The organism is Agromyces hippuratus, assembly GCF_013410355.1.
GTDB classification, from domain to species: domain Bacteria; phylum Actinomycetota; class Actinomycetes; order Actinomycetales; family Microbacteriaceae; genus Agromyces; species Agromyces hippuratus.
The window spans coordinates 1636814-1654764 of the sequence record NZ_JACCFI010000001.1; the positions used below are offsets into that span (position 1 = coordinate 1636814).

12 protein-coding genes are annotated in these 17951 nt (G+C 69.4%); 5 read left to right on the forward strand and 7 right to left on the reverse strand.

The features are described from left to right. Positions 1-55: 55 nt before the first annotated feature. Both BJY17_RS07665 and BJY17_RS07670 read left to right on the forward strand, forming a co-directional pair. On the forward strand, positions 56-1156 hold the full coding sequence (locus tag BJY17_RS07665) for an ABC transporter ATP-binding protein (protein ID WP_179550835.1): 1101 nt from the start codon (positions 56-58) through the stop codon (positions 1154-1156). A 306-nt stretch (positions 1157-1462) separates the two neighbouring features. Further along, positions 1463-2785, forward strand: coding sequence for a DUF4032 domain-containing protein (locus tag BJY17_RS07670; protein WP_179550836.1), 1323 nt, complete (start codon positions 1463-1465; stop codon positions 2783-2785). A gap of 93 nt (positions 2786-2878) precedes the next feature. On the opposite strand, the gene rlmB is transcribed toward BJY17_RS07670, so the two are convergent. From rlmB to BJY17_RS07690, 4 genes are all read right to left on the reverse strand, one after another. Further along, entirely contained in the window at positions 2879-3901 is a 1023-nt protein-coding gene (gene rlmB / locus BJY17_RS07675) for a 23S rRNA (guanosine(2251)-2'-O)-methyltransferase RlmB (RefSeq protein ID WP_179550837.1), read from the reverse strand. Then, positions 3898-5322, reverse strand: coding sequence for a cysteine--tRNA ligase (cysS, locus tag BJY17_RS07680; RefSeq protein WP_179550838.1), 1425 nt, complete (start codon positions 5320-5322; stop codon positions 3898-3900). The genes rlmB and cysS overlap by 4 nt, the downstream gene beginning before the upstream one ends. A gap of 45 nt (positions 5323-5367) precedes the next feature. Further along, positions 5368-6558 (reverse strand): 2-C-methyl-D-erythritol 4-phosphate cytidylyltransferase, encoded by a 1191-nt coding sequence (gene ispD, locus BJY17_RS07685; RefSeq protein WP_179550839.1) that lies wholly within the window; start codon positions 6556-6558, stop codon positions 5368-5370. 133 nt (positions 6559-6691) lie between these two features. Further along, complete coding sequence (locus tag BJY17_RS07690) at positions 6692-7174, reverse strand: CarD family transcriptional regulator (protein ID WP_022889889.1); 483 nt, start codon at positions 7172-7174, stop codon at positions 6692-6694. A 157-nt stretch (positions 7175-7331) separates the two neighbouring features. On the opposite strand from BJY17_RS07690, the gene BJY17_RS07695 reads away from it, so the two are divergent. Further along, positions 7332-7808, forward strand: coding sequence for a hypothetical protein (locus BJY17_RS07695; protein WP_179550840.1), 477 nt, complete (start codon positions 7332-7334; stop codon positions 7806-7808). Between the two features lie 99 nt (positions 7809-7907). Here BJY17_RS07695 and BJY17_RS07700 read toward each other — a convergent pair whose 3' ends face one another. Continuing rightward, the gene (locus BJY17_RS07700; protein ID WP_056652583.1) at positions 7908-8588 is read right to left on the reverse strand and encodes a response regulator transcription factor; all 681 of its coding nucleotides are present in this window, start codon (positions 8586-8588) and stop codon (positions 7908-7910) included. Then, positions 8585-9877 carry a sensor histidine kinase gene (locus BJY17_RS07705; protein WP_179550841.1) on the reverse strand — a complete coding sequence of 431 codons (1293 nt, stop codon included), beginning with the start codon at positions 9875-9877 and terminating at the stop codon, positions 8585-8587. Before BJY17_RS07705 ends, BJY17_RS07700 begins: the two co-directional genes overlap by 4 nt. 184 nt (positions 9878-10061) lie before the next feature. Between BJY17_RS07705 and phoU the strand changes: the two genes are divergently transcribed. Continuing rightward, a complete protein-coding gene (gene phoU / locus BJY17_RS07710) occupies positions 10062-10721 on the forward strand; it encodes a phosphate signaling complex protein PhoU (RefSeq protein WP_074258381.1) in 660 nt (219 codons plus the stop codon). An 83-nt stretch (positions 10722-10804) separates the two neighbouring features. On the opposite strand, the gene BJY17_RS07715 is transcribed toward phoU, so the two are convergent. After that, positions 10805-11551: a phosphoglyceromutase gene (locus BJY17_RS07715; protein WP_179550842.1), complete on the reverse strand. Its 747-nt coding sequence runs from the start codon at positions 11549-11551 to the stop codon at positions 10805-10807. Between the two features lie 208 nt (positions 11552-11759). Between BJY17_RS07715 and BJY17_RS07720 the strand changes: the two genes are divergently transcribed. Next, on the forward strand, positions 11760-17849 hold the full coding sequence (locus BJY17_RS07720; protein WP_179550843.1) for a ThuA domain-containing protein: 6090 nt from the start codon (positions 11760-11762) through the stop codon (positions 17847-17849). Positions 17850-17951: the final 102 nt, after the last annotated feature.

Consider the following 17951-nt stretch of genomic DNA (forward strand, 5'->3'; position numbering starts at 1 on the left):
GTCCATCACTACGGATCGTCCGGCACGTACCTGCCGGTGAAGGAGAAACACGAAAATGGCGTCAGTCACGTTCGACAAGGCAACCCGCCTCTACCCCGGCGGCACCCGCCCCGCCGTCGACCAGCTCGACCTCGAGGTCGCAGACGGCGAGTTCCTCGTTCTCGTCGGCCCCTCCGGTTGCGGCAAGTCGACCTCGCTCCGCATGCTCGCGGGCCTCGAAGAGGTCAACGACGGCAACATCTTCATCGGCGACCGCAACGTCACCGACGTGCCGCCGAAGGACCGCGACATCGCCATGGTCTTCCAGAACTACGCGCTCTACCCGCACATGACCGTCGCCGAGAACATGGGCTTCGCCCTGAAGATCGCCGGCGTCGGCAAGGAGGAGCGCGCAGCTCGCGTCCTCGAAGCCGCGAAGCTCCTCGACCTCGAGCCCTACCTGGCCCGCAAGCCGAAGGCGCTCTCGGGCGGCCAGCGTCAGCGCGTCGCCATGGGCCGCGCCATCGTGCGTCAGCCCCAGGTCTTCCTCATGGACGAGCCGCTGTCGAACCTCGACGCCAAGCTCCGCGTGCAGACCCGCACCCAGATCGCGTCGCTCCAGCGCCGACTCGGCGTCACGACCGTCTACGTCACGCACGACCAGACCGAGGCCCTCACCATGGGTGACCGCATCGCGGTGCTGAAGGACGGCCTGCTGCAGCAGGTCGGCACCCCGCGCGACCTCTACGAGAAGCCCAACAACGTGTTCGTCGCCGGCTTCATCGGCTCGCCCGCGATGAACCTCTTCCACGCCGACCTCGTCGACGACGGCGTGCTCTTCGGCACCGCGACCGTTCCGGTCGACCGCGAGACGCTCGCCCAGTCGAGCGGCAAGGTCGCCACCATCGGCGTGCGCCCCGAAGACATCACCGTCTCGCCCGTCCAGGGCGAAGGCCTCGCGGTCGAGGTCGACCTCGTCGAGGAGCTCGGCGCCGACGGCTACCTCTACGGCCACTCCATGGTCGAGGGCAAGCGCACCGACATCGTCGCCCGCGTCGACGGCCGCATGCACCCGAGCGCCGGTGACAAGGTCTACCTGACCGCGACGCCGCACCACGTGCACCTCTTCGACGCCGAGTCCGGCGAGCGCCTCGGCAACAAGGCCGTCGTCAGCTGACCAACCCCGTCGATCGGTGATGCCGGCCGGGCTCCTGCCCGGCCGGCATCGCTGTATCCGCGCGACATCCGACCCCGACTCGAACCGTTCGAGGAACGACCCGACTACGCTGAGGCACCAATGAGCGGATCACTCTCCATCACGTCGTTCCGATGCAGCCCGACCCGACTACGCGGCACCAATGAGCGGATCACTCTCCATCACGTCGTTCCGATGCAGCCCGACCCGACTACGCGGCACCAATGAGCGGATCACTCTCCATCACGTCGTTCCGATGCAGCCCGACCCGACTACGCTGAGGCACCAATGAGCGGATCACTCTCCATCACGTCGGCCATGGCCGATCCGGCACTCCTCGACCTTCCGTGGGATCTCCCGCTCGAGGCCTGGCCGAACGACACGATCGCGGCGCTGCCGAAGGGAATCTCGCGCCACCTCGTGCGATTCGCGCACCTCGGAGCGCACATCGTGGCGATCAAGGAGACGACGGCCGAGATGGCCAAGGGCGAGTACGAGATGCTGCGCACCCTGCAGCGACTCGACATCCCCTGCGTCGACCCGGTCGCCGTCATCACCAACCGCACCGACGACGAGGGCGATGCGCTGAAGCCGGTGCTCGTCACCCGGCACCTGCGGTTCTCGCTCCCCTACCGCGCCCTGTTCTCGCAGACGCTGCGACCCGACACGGCGACGCGACTCGTCGACGCCCTCGCAGTGCTGCTCGTGCGCCTGCACATCGTGGGCTTCTTCTGGGGCGACGTGTCGCTGTCGAACACCCTCTTCCGCCGCGACGCCGGCGCCTTCGCCGCGTACCTCGTCGATGCCGAGACGGGCAAGCTCTACGAGGGCGGCCTCTCGAACGGGCAGCGCGAGAACGACCTCGAGATCGCCCGGGTCAACATCGCCGGCGAGCTCCTCGACCTCGAGGCGGGCGGAAAGGTCGCCGACGAACTCGACCCGGTCAACATCTCGAACGGCATCGTCGAGGCCTACCGCAGCCTCTGGCTCGAGCTGACCGGCTCCGAGTCGTTCTCGAGCGCCGAGCGCTGGCGCATCAACGAACGCGTGAACCGGCTCAACGAGCTCGGCTTCGACATCGAGGAACTCGCGATCAAGACCGACGACTCGGGCACGACCGTGCGCATCCAGCCGAAGGTCGTCGATGCCGGCCACCACCAGCGACGCCTGCTGCGGCTGACCGGTCTCGACGCCGGCGAGAACCAGGCGCGACGCTTGCTGAACGACCTCGACTCCTATCGGGCGGCGTACGACAAGTCCGACCTCGACGAGGAGATGGTCGCCCACGAATGGCTCATGCGGGTGTTCGAACCCGTCGTGCGGGCGATTCCGCGTGAGCTCCGCGGCAAGCTCGAACCGGCCGAGGTCTTCCACCAGCTGCTCGATCACCGCTGGTTCCTCGCGCAGCAGGTGGGCCACGACATCCCCCTCGCCGAGGCGGTGAGCTCCTACATCAACACCGTGCTGCGCCACCGGCGCGACGAGGCGACCGTGATCGGCCCGCCGACCGGCGCGTTCACGTCGCCGATCGAGACCATCCCGTCGACCGACACCGCGGCGTTCGCCGCACTCGACCCCGACGACGACGGCGACTGGCGCGCGAACGTCTGATCGCGGCATCCGCTCGCCGCCGGCGGGCCCGAGCTGCGCACTCGATCCGAGGGTACGCCGGCGGGCAGCTGCCCGCCGGCGTCACCGCCAGCGTCAGCCGTCGGCGCGGAGCTTCGAGATCTCGTAGAGCGTGACGGATGCCGCGATGCCGGCGTTGAGCGACTCGGTCGACGCCGAGATCGGAATCGACACGATCGCGTCGCACGTCTCGGCGACGAGGCGGGAGAGGCCCTTGCCCTCGCTGCCGACGACGATCACGATCGGTCGGTCGGCCCAGCTGAGTCCGGGGAGCGACACGTCGCCGCCGCCGTCGAGGCCGAGCACGAAGACGCCGCGCTCCTTGAGCGCCTTGAGGGTCTGCGTGAGGTTCGGCGCCATCGCGACGGGCACGCGTGCCGCTGCGCCGGCCGAGGTCTTCCAGGCGGCCGCGTTCACGCCGACCGAGCGGCGCTGCGGCACGATGACGCCCTGGCCGCCGAACGCGCCGGTCGAACGCAGGATCGCGCCGAGGTTGCGCGGGTCGGTGATGCCGTCGAGCGCCACGAAGAGCGGCGTCTCGTCGCGGGCGAGCACCTCGTCGAGCAGCTCGATGGGGTGCGCGTACTCGTACGGCGGCACCTTGAGCGCGAGGCCCTGGTGCACGCCGCCCTCGCCGGCGAGCCGGTCGAGTTCGGGACGCATGACCTCGAGGATCGGGATGCCGCGGTTGGTCGCGACCTTCATCGCCTCGCGCACGCGGTCGTCCATCTCGACGCGTGCGGCGACGTAGAGGGTCGTGGCGGGGATGCGCGCCCGGAGCGCCTCGACGACCGAGTTGCGGCCGGTCACGATCTCGGACTCGTCGCCCGTCTTCGCCCGTCGGGCTGCGCCGGACGCACCGCGCGGGGCACCGGGGCGCTGGCCCGAACCCTGCCCGGCGACGCGCTTGCCGCCGCTCGCGGTGTAGCGCTCCTGCGCCGCCTTCCGCTTGCCGGCGGGGTGCCAGGCGCGGTCTTCGGCCTTCGGCGTCGGACCCTTGCCCTCGAGGGCCTGACGGCCCTGGCCGCCCGAGCCGACCTGCTTGTTCTTCGCCTTCCGCACGGCTCCGGCGCGCGACTTGCCGCTGCTGCCCTTCATAGTCCCAAGCTCCAATGCGTTCCGGTAGAACTGTCTTCGATGGTGATGCCCGCCGCCGAGAGTTCGGCGCGGATCCGGTCTGCGGCAGCGTAGTCCCTCGACTCGCGCGCAGCCTGTCGGTCTTCGATGAGACGCGTGACGAGCGCGTCGAGTGCGGATGCCGCGGGGCCGGAGTCGGCCGTCGCCCAGCGCGGGTCGCGCGGGTCGATGCCGAGCACCTCGACCATGGCCGAGACCTGGCCGTGCGCCACGGCGGCGTCGTGCAGCTCTTCGGCGTCGAGCGCCTGGTTGCCGGCGCGCACGGTGTCGTGCAGCACGGCGAGGGCCTGGGGCACACCGAGGTCGTCGTCCATCGCCGCGGCGAACGCGTCGGGGATGACCGGGGCGCCAGTGCCCGCGAACCGGGTGCCGGCGAGGCGCCGTTCGACGCGCGAGAGGAAGCCGCGGATGCGGTCGACCGCCGCCTCGGCCTCGGCGAGCGAGCCGGGCGCGTAGTCGAGGGTGGATCGGTAGTGGGCCGCGCCGAGGAGGTAGCGCACCGCGAGCGGGGAGGCGAGCTCGAACAGCTCGGCGGCGTAGACGGAGTTGCCGAGCGACTTCGACATCTTCTGCCCGCCAATGTTCACGAGGCCGTTGTGCACCCAGTACCGCGCGAAGGCGTCACCCGCGGCCGCGGATTGGGCGAGTTCGTTCTCATGATGCGGGAAACGCAGGTCGAGCCCGCCGCCGTGGATGTCGAATTCGGAGCCGAGGTAGCGGGTCACCATCGCCGAGCACTCGATGTGCCACCCGGGCCGTCCGTCGCCCCATGGCGACTTCCATGACGCGGACTCGGGTTCCGCGGGCTTGCGCCCCTTCCACAGTGCGAAGTCGCGCGGGTCGCGCTTGCCCCGCGGGTCGGCGTCGGCAGCGGCCTCCATGTTGTCGCGCTGCTGCCGGGTGAGCTCACCGTACGCGGGCCAGCTCGCGGTGTCGAAGTACACGTCGCCCGAGGCATCCGGAGCTGCGTATGCGTGACCGCGCTCGACGAGCCGAGCGATGAGTTCGACCATCTGCTGGACACTCGCGGTCGCGCGCGGCTCGTAGGTGGGCGCGAGGATTCCGAGCGAGGAATACGCGGAGGTGAACTCGAGCTCGACGCGGTAGGCCAGGGCCCACCAGGGCTCGTCGGTGCCGTTGTCGGTCGCCGCGTTCAGGATCTTGTCGTCGATGTCGGTGACGTTGCGCACGAACACGACGTCGTTGCCACGGTGGGCGAACCATCGACGCATGATGTCGTAGACGAGCGCGCTGCGCAGGTGCCCGATGTGCGGGCTCGACTGCACGGTGGGACCGCAGACGTACATGCCGACGCGCCCATCGCGCAGGGGCGCGAAGTCGCGCAGGGCCTGGGCCTTCGAGTCGTAGAGTCGCACGGTCACCCGCCAAGCCTACCGGCCGGGCGTGTCAGCACCCTGCGCGGTCGCTCAGCCGCGCGGGAGCAGCATGGCGGTCGCGATCGCGGCGACCCCCTCGCCACGACCGGTGAACCCGAGCGCGTCGCTCGTGGTCGCGGTGACGCTCACGGGCGCGTCGAGGATTCCGGACAGCAGCGCCTCGGCTTCGGCCCGACGCGGCGCGAGCTTCGGACGGTTCCCGACGATCTGCACGGTCACGTTGCCGATCCTCCAGCCCGCGGCCTCGACGAGTCGCCGGGTCTCGGCGAGGAAGACCTCGCCGTGGGCGCCCGCGAACCGCGCGTCGGCCGTGCCGAACACTTGGCCGACGTCGCCGAGGCCCGCGGCGGCGAGCAGGGAATCGCAGATCGCGTGCGCCGCGGCATCGCCGTCGGAGTGCCCCGAGAGACCGTGCTCGCCCGGCCACTCGAGGCCCGCCAACCAGAGCGGCGTCGCCGCGTCGTCGGCGAAGGCGTGCACGTCGGTGCCGGTGCCGACCCGGGGCGCCGGGGCGCCGCGCGATGCCAGCGCCGCGCGCTCGGCGACGAGCTGCTCGGCACGATGCAGGTCGGCGGGCACCGTGATCTTGAACGCTCGCACGTCGCCCGGCACCGCGTCGACGACGAGCCCGGCGGATGCCACGAGCGCCGCGTCATCCGTGAACTCCTCGTGCGCCGTGGCGTACGCGTGGTCGAGCGAGGCCCGCGGGAAGCCCTGCGGCGTCTGCACCGCCCGGAGTGCGGAGCGGTCTACGGTCTCGAGCACCCGGCCGTCGTCGGAGACGCGCTTGACGGTGTCGACGACGTCGAGCGCCGGCACGATGCCGCGTCGACGCGCACGCACGGCCCCCACGACCTCATCGAAGAGCAGGGCCGGAGCGAGTGCTCGCGCGGCGTCGTGCACGAGCACGGTGTCGACCGAAGCCGGGAGCACGGCGAGCCCACCGGCGACCGACTCCTGCCGGGTCGCGCCGCCGGCGACGACGACGAGCTCCGCGCCAGCGGCCTCGGCGATCGGGGCGAAGCTCGATCGGGTCGACTCGACGCGGTCGACCGGCACCACGAGCACGAGGTGCGGGGTCTCGCGCATGGCGAGCACGGAATCGACGGCGACCGAGAGCACCGTGCCCGGGCCGAGCGGCACGAAGGCCTTGGGCTCGGCATGGCCGAGCCGGGTGCCGCTGCCTGCGGCGACGACGATGACGGCGATCGCTGAACTCACGGTTCGAGCGTAGTCGCGCCGAGATCCGACGGCTGCGGTGAACGGACGTCTGCGGCGCCCACCGCACGTCGGGCCCGCCTGGATACGACGAACGGCGGGTGCATGGGCACCCGCCGTTCGTGTGGAACTCCCGCTAGGAGGCGAGGACCTCGTCGAGCACGGTCGAGGCCGCCTCTTCGTCGGTCTTCTCCGCGAGCGCGAGCTCGGAGATGAGAATCTGGCGCGCCTTGGCGAGCATTCGCTTCTCGCCTGCAGAGAGCCCGCGGTCCTGATCGCGGCGCCAGAGGTCGCGCACGACCTCGGAGACCTTGATCACGTCACCTGATGCGAGCTTCTCGAGATTCGCCTTGTAGCGACGCGACCAGTTGGTCGGTTCCTCGGTGAAGGGGGCACGCAGCACCTCGAAGACCTTGTCGAGGCCCTCTTTGCCGATGACGTCGCGAACGCCGACCAGGTCGACGTTCTCAGCGGGCACCTCGATGACGAGGTCTCCCTGCGTGACGTTCAGCTTGAGGTAGAGCTTCTCTTCACCCTTGATGATGCGTTTCTTGACCTCGGTGATCGTTGCGGCACCGTGGTGGGGGTAAACGACGGTTTCGCCAACCTCAAAAAGCATGAATAGATGTCCTTTCGGCAACTATCAGGATATCACATTCGGGATCATGCTAAGGTTCCGCCCCCTCTCGAGGCAGGCGCTGCTCGTAGGATATGCTCGGTTCGTTCCCTTCGCGCCCGGGCTCCTGCTCGTGCGCGACCACGCACTTGGAGGTTCTGTGAAGGCGCGTCTCGCGGCATCCGCTGCTCTGGCCCTCGGCATCGCGCTCGGCGCGAGCGGCTGCTCGATGGTCACCTACCAGGCGACGACCGAGCACTACGACGCGAGCGACGGCGTCTCCGTCGACGTCGGCGAGCTCGACCTCCGCAACGTCCTCGTCGTCTCCGACGACGGCGTCGACGGCACGCTCGTCATGACGGTCGTCAACAACGGCACCGACGACGTCACGCTCGGCGTGCAGTTCGGTGGCGACGACACCGAGACCATCAGGGTCGAGGCCGGCTCCGAGGTCGTGTTCGGCGTCGACGCGGTCGAGGGCACCGATGAGGTCGAGCCCATCGTGCTCGAGGGCATCGACACCCTCCCCGGAGCGTTCCTGCCCATGTTCTTCGAGTACTCGGGCACCGAGGGCGTCGAGAAGCTCATCCCGGTGCTCGACGGCCGGCTCCCCGAGTACGAGCACCTCGTTCCGTAGCCTCGGCACGGCGACCAGACGACGAACGGGTGGGATGCTTCGGCACCCACCCGTTTCTCGTGTCCGGCGACGCGGTGCGCGCGCCGGACACGCCGCAGTTCAGGCTTCGAAGCGATAGCCGAGCCCGCGCACGGTGACGAGCTGCACCGGCTCCGACGGCTGCTGCTCGATCTTCGAGCGGATGCGCTTGATGTGCACGTCGAGGGTCTTCGTGTCGCCGAAGTAGTCGGATCCCCAGACCCGGTCGATGAGCTGACCCCGGGTGAGCACGCGGCCGGGGTTGCGCATCAGCAGCTCGAGCAGCTCGAATTCCTTCAACGGCATGGGCACGGGCTCGCCGTCGACCTCGACCGTGTGCCGGTCGACGTCCATGCGCACCCGGCCGCCCTCGATCACCGCCTCGTCGAAGTCCTCGATCTCGATGCGCCGGCGCAGCACCGCGCGGATGCGCGCGAGCAGCTCACGGGTCGAGTAGGGCTTCGTGACGTAGTCGTCGGCGCCGAGCTCGAGCCCGACGACGATGTCGATCTCGGAGTCCTTCGCCGTCAGCATGATGATCGGCACCGTCGAGCGGCTGCGGATCTCGCGGCAGACCTCGGTGCCCGGCAGTCCCGGGAGCATGAGGTCGAGGAGCACCAGGTCGGCGCCCGCCCGGTCGAAGGCCTCGACGGCCGACGGACCGTCGGCCGCGACCTCCACCTCGTAGCCCTCTCGTTCGAGCAGGAAGCTCAGCGGGTCGCTCAGTGCGATCTCGTCTTCGACGAGCAGGATGCGGGTCACGTACGGTCTCCTCGATCGGAGGCTGCGGGTTTCGCAGCCGATGGTGATGACGTGCGGCGCTTCGTGGAACGCGGGTTCGCGGCATCCGCTCGCCCGTCGCCGTTGCGCCCGCCGGACTCGGCGGGAGTCGCCTGCGGTTCGTCGTCGGCGCCCGGTTCGATGGCGGACTCGGCGAGCGGCAGCCGGATCATGAAGGTCGAGCCGCGCCCGGGCTGCGACCACACCCGCACATCGCCGCCGTGGTTCTGCACGGTGTGCTTGACGATGCTGAGTCCGAGCCCCGAGCCGCCCGTGTTGCGCGAGCGAGCCTGGTCGACGCGGTAGAAGCGCTCGAACACCCGCTCGAGTTCGTCGGCCTCGATGCCGATGCCCTGATCGGTGACCGCGATCTCGACGACGTCACCGTCGACCTTCGCGCCCACACCGACGCGGCCGCCGGGATTCGAATAGGCGATCGCGTTGGCGATGAGGTTGTGCACGGCGACGACGAGGAGTGCCCGGTCGCCGTAGACCTCGGCCTTCTTCGTCGAGGACCGCACGGCCACCTCGACCTGCTTGGCGCCGGCCACGATGCGGTTCTGGTCGACGGCGGCCGCGATGACCTGGTCGACCCGCACCAGGCGGTCGGGCCGCAGGGCGTCGCGGGCCTGCAGCCGCGAGAGCTCGATGACCTCGCTGGTGATGTGCGCGAGCCGGGCGGCCTCGACCGAGAGGCGGCCCGCGAAGCGGCGCACCTGCTCGGGTTCGTCGGCCGCCTGGTCGAGCGCCTCGGCGAGCAGGCTCACCGAGGCGATCGGCGTCTTGAGCTCGTGACTGATGTTCGCGACGAAGTCGCGCCGCACCTCGTCGAGGCGGTGCGCCTCGGTGCGGTCCTCGGCGAGCAGGAGCACGAAACGGGTGCCGAGCCGGGCGACGCGCACATGGAGTCGCATCGTCGACTCGCCGAACGGCCCGCGCGCCAGGGTGACCTCGTCGACGAGCGGCTCCCCGCCGCGTCGAACGGATGCCGCGAGCTCGAGCAGTTCGGGATGCACGAGCGCCTGCTGGCGCACGAGTCCCATCGTGAGCGCACCGGGCGAGGCGCGGAGCACGTTGTTCGAGGGGTCGAGCACGACCCCCGCCGACTCCAGCACCTCGAGCACCTGGTCGACCCCGTCGGGGATCGTCGGTGCGACGACCTTCGCCGCGCTCGAACCGCGGCGCTCGGCCACGTGCAGCATGACCATGAATGCGGCGCCGAGGAAGATGCCGAAGGCCAGCGCCGTGAGCACCGACCAGGTGGAGTCCATGGCACCAGACTAACCAGCCGCTCGGGGTCGATCCGCCGTTGTCCCGCTGTGCGGCGGTACGTTAACGAGTGTTCAGTGTCTCGGCACCTGTTGTTCATCTTGCGCCGAGAGGATGCCCCGAGGGTCGGAATGCCCGGGCACGTCCGCGCCCGGCACGGGCCAGAGCAGAGAAGGATTCGACAACATGCGTGAGGTGTTCCAGCAGGAACTGCGCGAGGTGCAGGAAGGGCTCGTCGAGCTCGCCGGCCTCGTGGCCGATTCGATCGAGAAGGCGACGCGTGCATTCAACGAGTCCGACGTGAGCCTCGCAGAGGAGGTGATCGCCGACGACGACCGCATCGACCAGGAGACGGTCGCACTCGACGAGCTCGCGATCACGATCCTCGCCCGGCAGCAGCCGGTCGCGCGCGATCTCCGCATCGTCGTGAGCGCACTGCGGATCAGCGCGTCGCTCGAGCGCATGGGCGACATGTCGACGCACATCGCCCAGCTCGCCCGCTACCGCTTCCCCGACAAGGTCGTGCCGAAGTCATTGCGTCCGACGTTCGCCGAGATGGGCCGCCTCGACGTCGAGATCGCGCGCCGACTCGTCGAGCTCCTGCGCACCGAAGACGTGCACCTCGCCGAGGAGATCCGGAACGAGGACGACAAGGTCGACGCCCTGCACCTGCAGGTGTTCGACAAGGTGCTCGGCGAGACGTGGAAGGGCGAGGCCGTCGACACGGTCGACGCCACCCTCGCGAGCCGGTACCACGAGCGCTTCGCCGATCACGCGGTCTCGATCGCCAAGAAGGTGCAGTACCTCGCCACGGGTGACTGGGACCCCGAGAAGTCCGCGCTCTGACGTGAGCGGTCGGCCTCGGCCGAGCGTGCGAGAAGGCCCGGCGGATGCGACATCCGCCGGGCCTTCGCCGCTGCAGGTACGGGTTACTTCTTGCCCTGGGCGGCCACGGCGGCCGCGCCGGCCGCAGCGGCCGCGGGGTCGAGGTACTCGCCCGGGCCGAGCGGCATGAAGTCGTCGCCGAGGCGGTACACCAACGGGATGCCCGTCGGGATGTTGAGCTCGGCGATCTCGTCGTCGCCGATGCCGTCGAGGTGCTTCACGAGGGCGCGCAGCGAGTTGCCGTGGGCGGTCACGAGCACCGTCTTGCCGGCCGCGAGGTCGGGCACGATGTCGGACTGCCAGTACGGGAGCATGCGTGCGATGACGTCCTTCAGGCACTCGGTGCGCGGCAGCTCGTCGTCGGCCAGGTTCGCGTAGCGCGGATCGCCGACCTGCGAGTACTCGGCGTCATCGGCCAGCACGGGCGGCGGCACATCGAACGAACGGCGCCAGAGCTGGAACTGCTCGGGGCCGTACTTCTCGAGCGTCTCCGCCTTGTCGAGGCCCTGGAGCGCGCCGTAGTGGCGCTCGTTGAGACGCCAGGAACGGCGCACGTCGATCCAGGCGCGGTCGGCGACGTCGAGTGCGATGTTCGCCGTCTGGATCGCACGCGTGAGCACCGAGGTGTGCAGCACGTCGGGAAGGAGCCCCGATTCGGCGAGCAGCTCGCCGGCGCGGGCCGCCTCGGCGGTGCCGAGTTCGCTGAGCCGCACATCGACCCAACCGGTGAACAGGTTCTTCTGGTTCCATTCGCTGTTGCCGTGGCGAAGCAGCACGAGGGTGTGAGGCATGGGAACCAGCCTAGCGGCGCGGCATCCGTCGCCCTGAATATTTCTGCGCTGGTCTGCGCATGATTCTTATGTGTGTCGCACATAATTCTCCCTTCCTTGGTTCAACTTTTGGTTGACCTTCGCCAAAAGTCCCCCTAGGTTCGGGATCGGACGCGCATTGCCGCTCGGCCCTACGGGCGGTCCAGCATTCGGAACCGATGGAGGTCTCATGCTCACCCAGCTCCACAACGACGTGAAACGGCTGGTCGCCGTGCTACTCGCGTCAGTGCTCACCGTCGGGGTCGTCGTCGGGGTCGCCGCCCCGGCACAGGCCCACGACGGAACCCAGATCCTGATCTTCACGAAGACGACGCAGTACCGTCACACGGACGCGATCGACGAGGGAACCCCCCTCATCACCGCCGCCCTCGAGGTCGAGGGCATGGAGGTGACGCACACCGAGGACTCGACGATCTTCAACGACACCGATCTCCCGCACTTCGACGCGATCGTCATGTTCCAGACGTCGGGCGACCCGTGGAACGCCGACCAGAAGGCCGCGCTCGAGCGCTACCAGCAGGGCGGCGGCGGCATCGTGGCGATCCACAACGCCACCGACATGCGCGGCAACTACGCCTGGTGGGACGAGCTGGTCGGCTCGCTCATGCCCGGGCACGCCGCCACCGGATCCGACCCCGGACAGCCGGGCACGGTGCGGATCGAGGACGACACGCACCCGTCGACCGAACACTTCGACGGCAGCCGCTGGGAACGCGGTGACGAGTGGTACAACTTCTCGAACAACGTGCGCGGCACCGCACACGTGCTCGCGTCGATGGACGAGTCGACCTACGACGCCGGCGGCAACGCCATGGGCTACGACCACCCGATCTCGTGGTGCAAGCCGTACGACGGCGGTCGCACCTGGACGACGGCCATGGGCCACTACGGTTCCCACTACGAGGAGCCGGCCTTCATGCAGCACATCGTCGGCGGCGTGAAGTACGCGGCCGGCCTCGAGGAGGGCGACTGCGGCGGCACCGTCTGGGAGAACTTCGAGAAGGTCTCGCTCGACCAGAACACCTCAGCGCCGTTCGCCATGGACATCGCCGAAGACGGCCGCGTCTTCTACACCGAACTCGTGCGCGGGCAGATCCGCGTCTGGGACCCTGCGACGAACGCGGTCACGACGGCCCTCGAACTCGACGTCTACTCGGGCGGTGAGGACGGACTCCTCGGCATCGCCCTCGACAACGACTTCACCGAGAACGGGCGGCTCTACGTCTACCGCTCCCCCGATGCCGCCGACAACTCCGACCCGTCGAGCTTCCTGAGCCGCATCTCGCGTTTCACGATGGTCAACGGCGTCATCGACCCGGCGTCGGAGGAGCTCATCATCGAGGTGCCGGCACGTCGCCTGCCCGATGAGCCCGGCCACACCGGCGGCGGTCTCGACTTCGACGCAGCGGGCAACCTCTACCTCGGCGTCGGCGACGACGTGAACCCGCACTCCGAGCCGTCGGGCGGCTACGCGCCGCTGTCGACCCGACCGGGCACGTTCCACGACGCTCGCGAGACCTCGGCGAACACCAACGACCTGCGAGGCAAGCTGCTCCGCATCACGCCGAACCCCGACGGGCCCGGATACACCGTTCCCGACGGGAACCTCTTCCCCGAGGCCGGCGACGCGGACGACAAGACGCTGCCCGAGATCTACGCCATGGGCTTCCGCAACCCGTTCCGGTTCTCGATCGACCAGTCGACCGGCGCGATCAGCCTCGCCGACTACTCCCCCGACAACGGCACCGACGCACCCACGACGCGTGGACCCGCCGGCATCGCGGAGTGGAACTACATCACGAGCCCCGGCAACTACGGCTGGCCGCTCTGCATGGGCGACAACGAGCCGTTCCGGAACGTCGACTACACGACGAGCCCGGTCACGGTCGGCGACTTCTTCGACTGCGCCGCGCCGATCAACGACTCGCCGCGCAACACGGGCCTGACCGAACTGCCGGCAGCACGCGCTGCCGACATGTGGTACGGCTACAAGCGTTCGTCGGTCCCGGGGATCATCCCCCAGGGCGGCGGCCTCGCCCCCATGGGCGGACCGGTCTACAACTTCGACGCCGACCTCGAGTCCGACACGAAGTTCCCGGCCTCGTACGACGGCAAGCCCTTCTTCTACGAGTGGGCGCGCAACAAGATGTACTCGATCCAACTGGCCGACGGCGCGACCGGCAGCGGCGACGCCGTCGAGAAGGTCAACGCCTTCCTGCCGCAGGAGCAGTTCCTCGCGCCGATCGACTCGCGGTTCGGGCCCGACGGCTCGCTCTACGTGCTCGACTGGGGCGGCGGCTTCGGCCGCGACAACCCCAACTCGGGGCTGCACCGCATCGACTACATCTCGGGCTCGCGTTCACCGATCGCCAAGGCCACGACCGACGTCGAGTCCGGCCCCGCGCCGCTCACGGTGTCGTTCGACGGCACCTCGTCGTCCGACCCCGAGAACGCGGAACTCGTGTTCGCCTGGGACTTCGACGGCGACGGCACGACCGATGCGTCGACCGCCACGGCGACGCACACCTACGAGACCGAGGGCGTCTTCGACGCGCGACTGACCGTCACCGACCCCGACGGCAAGACCGCGACGACGACCGTGCCGATCACGGTGGGCAACACCCGCCCGGCCGTCTCGTTCACACTTCCGCCGAACGGCTCGTTCTTCGACTTCGGAGACGACCTCTCGTGGGACGTCGCGGTGACGGACCCCGAGGACGGCACTGTGAACGGTGACGACGTCATCATCCAGCCCGCGCTCGGACACGACGATCACGCGCACCCCACGACCCCGCTCAGCGGGTTCACGGGAACGACGGAGACGACCCTCGGCGGGCACGCTGCCGACGAGGACATCTTCTTCGCGATCGACGCCCGGTACACGGACGGCGGCGGCGAGGCCGGCGCCAATCCGCTGACCGGATCGCAGACGACGCTCGTCTTCCCGAAGCGGAAGCAGGCGGAGTTCTTCGACAGCGCGAATGCCATGACGACGGCACCCAGTCGAGATGTCGAGGGCATCGAGAGCGACCGGGTGATCGTCGGCGGCGACGGCGCGTGGGCGCACTTCGATCCGGTGAACTTCCACCGGATCGACGACCTCGCGCTGCGCGTCTCGGCCGCATCGGCCGGAGCGAGCATCGAACTGCGGAGCGGTGCCGCCGACGGCGAGCTCCTCTCGACCGTCGACGTGCCGGCGACCGGTTCGACCCGGTTCACCGACGTGCTCGTCGATGTCAGCTCGTTCCCCGATGAGACGCTGGACCTCTACGTCGTCTTCCGCGGCGGCGAGATCAAGCTCAACTTCCTCGAGGCGATCGGCCAGGGCGCCTCGCCCGAGGCCTCGCCGACGGTCGCCATCACGGCACCCGAGCAGGATGTCGAGCTCGAGCCCGGTCAGGACGTCACCGTCGAGGCCGACGCCGCCGGCGACATCGAGCAGGTCGAGTTCTTCGTCGATGGAACCTCCATCGGCGTCGACGAGACCGCACCGTACGCCGCCGAGTGGGCCGCACCGGAGGAAGGCCTCTACAAGCTCACCGCCGTCGCGACCAGCACGGCCGGCAAGTCGACCACGTCTCGCATCGTGCAGGCGCAGGTCGGCGAGCTCTTCGGAGACCTCGTCCCCTTCACGAACGCCGACGGCACCTTCGAGCGGATCGGCGACGGCCGGTTCCGCATCACCGGCGCCGGCGACGACACCTGGCAGGGCACCGACGAGTACTCGACGCTGTACGCACCCGCGGGCGGCGACGAGGACTGGGAGGCGGTGGTCAAGGTCGATGCGCAGCAGAACACCAACGGCTCCGCCAAGGCCGGCATCATCGTGCGCAACGACATCACGCAGCCGGGCACCTCGCCGGGCTATGCGATGGTCGGCATCCGTCCGAGCAACGGCATCGAGTTCCTCGCAGATCCCGACGGGAACGGGCAGCTGAACACGTCGGTGGCCGGCGGCACGACGAGCTACCCCGTCTGGGTGAAGATGAAGCGTGCCGGCGCCGACTACACGGCGTACTTCTCGAAGGACGGCGCCACGTGGACCCAGGTCGGAGGCACGGTCAACCTGACCGGCGCCGCCGCCACGCAGGACGTGGGCATGTTCACGGTCTCGCACGCCACCGGTCAGGGCACGGTCGACTTCGCGGACTTCGCGATCGACACCGACCCGCAGGGCCCCGAGCCCACCGAGCCGCTCGAGCCGCTGATGTGTGCAGCCGCACCGCTCTCCGACGAGTTCGACGGACCGGCGATCTCGCCGTTCTGGTCGATCCGCGAAGACAGCGCGAGGCCGATCACCCAGGGCGACGGGACGCTCAGGCTCCCGGTGACCGACGGCGACATCAACGAGGCCGCGACCGGTCCGGTGAGCTTCGCCGGCAAGCCGCTGCCCGCCGGCGCTTGGGAGGCCACGACGAAGATCACGCTGCCGCACAACTCGCACTGGCAGTGGGCCGGACTCGTGGTGCACCAGAGCGATGACGAGTACAACAAGCTCGCCTTCGTGCGCAACCAGAACGGCACCCGCATGGTGGAGTTCCAGAGCGAGACGGCTGGTGCCCGCACCACGCCGGCCGCGCCCGCCCTGCCGTCGGGATTCCCGACGACGATCCAGCTGAAGCTCACGAGCGACGGCACCGTGCTGACGGGCGCGTACTCGGCAGACGGCGTCACCTGGAGCGCCCTCACCGGTCAGCTGCAGCTCAAGCAGAACGCGAAGATCGGCATCATGGCGGGCGGCGACCTCGGTACGACGCCGGTCACGGCGACGGTCGACTGGTTCCACTTCAGCCCCGAGCCTGCTGCCGGAGAGCCCGTCGCACCCAGCGACGAGTTCGACGGCGACTCGCTCGACGGCTGCCGCTGGTCGGAGAGCGTGCGGTACGACTCCAACCACGCCGCGGTCGCGGACGGTCACCTGAAGATCACGACGCAGCTGGGCGACATCAACGGGAACAACCCGCTGTCGCCGCGGAACTTCATCCTCACCGAGGCGCCCGAGGGCGACTGGGTGGCCACGACGAAGTTCAAGGCGCCGTTGCAGCACCGCTACCAGTTGGCCGGACTGATGATGTGGGCCGATGATGACAACTACGTCAAGGCCGACATCGTCGCCTACAACGCCCCGGGTGCTGCACTCGACCTGCGGGCGGAGCTCGCGGCCGAGGCGAACGGCGCGGGCTACGGCAGCCGCAACGTCAACATCGCCGACTCCACCGAGAGCGGGTACTGGTACGTCCGGGTCACGAAGACCGGCGACGTGTACACGGCTGAGGTGAGCGACGGCGGGGTCAATTGGACTCCGCTCGGCGACACGGGCATCACGTTCGACCAGCCGCTGCGCGGACTCGGCCTGATGGCGATCGGCCCGCAGCAGGAGCAGCCGGTGGTGGTGGAGTTCGACTCGTTCGTCCTCGAACCCGAGATCGTCGACACGACGGCGCCGACGACGAGCCTCACGTGGGCTCCCGTCGAGCCCGACGGAGCCGCCGGCTGGTACCGCAGTGCGCCGACCTTCACCCTCACCGCCTCCGATGGCGACGGCTCAGGCGTCGCCTCGACGGAATACACCGTCGACGGCGGCGACTGGACGCCGTATGAGGGCCCGGTGGCACTCGCGGGCGAGGGCGAGCGGGTGATCACGTTCCGCTCGACCGATGAGGTGGGCAACGTGGAGGGGAACGGGACCGCCGCCGTCAAGGTCGACACGATCGCCGCGACCACGACCGCCACCGTCGTCGAGGTCGAGGGCGGCGTGCGCGTCGACCTGACCGCCACCGACGACACGTCGGGGGTCGCATCGACCGAGTTCCGTCTCGACGACGGGGCGTGGACGCCGTATGCGGAACCGATCGTCGTGACGGGCGCGGGCGAGCACACGGTCGGATACCGCACGACCGATGCAGCCGGCAACGTCGAGGCCGACCAGACCGCCCTCGTGACGGTCGGCGAGGATCCCGGTCCGGTCGAGCTGAAGGTCACCACGGCGGCCGCGTCGCAGTGCGTCACCGGCACAGCGCACGTGGCGGTGTACGCCACCAACGCGAGCAACGTCTGGGCCGACCTCAGCCTCACCACCCCGTGGGGCACGCACCGGGTCGAGAAGGTCGCGCCCGGTGCATCCGTGCACCACCTGTTCGACACGGAGACCGCGAAGGTGAAGAAGGGCACCGCAACGGTCACCGCGACGCACTGGGACGGCGAGCAGGAGCACGAGGTCACGGTCAAGACCGCGTACGCCAAGGTCGACTGCCGGTAAGTCGGCGGGAGGCCGACGGAGCCGCGGTCCCGGCAGCGATGCCGGGGCCGCGGCTCTTCTCGTGATCACGAAGGAATCACGCGGCCACGAAGCAGGGGCCGA

What these genes read in the sequence shown, in the direction of transcription:
- BJY17_RS07715 (WP_179550842.1), bottom strand. Translation starts at nt 11,551, where the DNA reads ATGCCTCACACCCTCGTGCTGCTTCGCCACGGCAACAGCGAATGGAAC.
- BJY17_RS07720 (WP_179550843.1), top strand. Translation starts at nt 11,760, where the DNA reads ATGCTCACCCAGCTCCACAACGACGTGAAACGGCTGGTCGCCGTGCTA.
- BJY17_RS07665 (WP_179550835.1), top strand. Translation starts at nt 56, where the DNA reads ATGGCGTCAGTCACGTTCGACAAGGCAACCCGCCTCTACCCCGGCGGC.
- BJY17_RS07690 (WP_022889889.1), bottom strand. Translation starts at nt 7,174, where the DNA reads ATGCTTTTTGAGGTTGGCGAAACCGTCGTTTACCCCCACCACGGTGCC.
- phoU (WP_074258381.1), top strand. Translation starts at nt 10,062, where the DNA reads ATGCGTGAGGTGTTCCAGCAGGAACTGCGCGAGGTGCAGGAAGGGCTC.
- BJY17_RS07705 (WP_179550841.1), bottom strand. Translation starts at nt 9,877, where the DNA reads ATGGACTCCACCTGGTCGGTGCTCACGGCGCTGGCCTTCGGCATCTTC.
- BJY17_RS07670 (WP_179550836.1), top strand. Translation starts at nt 1,463, where the DNA reads ATGAGCGGATCACTCTCCATCACGTCGGCCATGGCCGATCCGGCACTC.
- rlmB (WP_179550837.1), bottom strand. Translation starts at nt 3,901, where the DNA reads ATGAAGGGCAGCAGCGGCAAGTCGCGCGCCGGAGCCGTGCGGAAGGCG.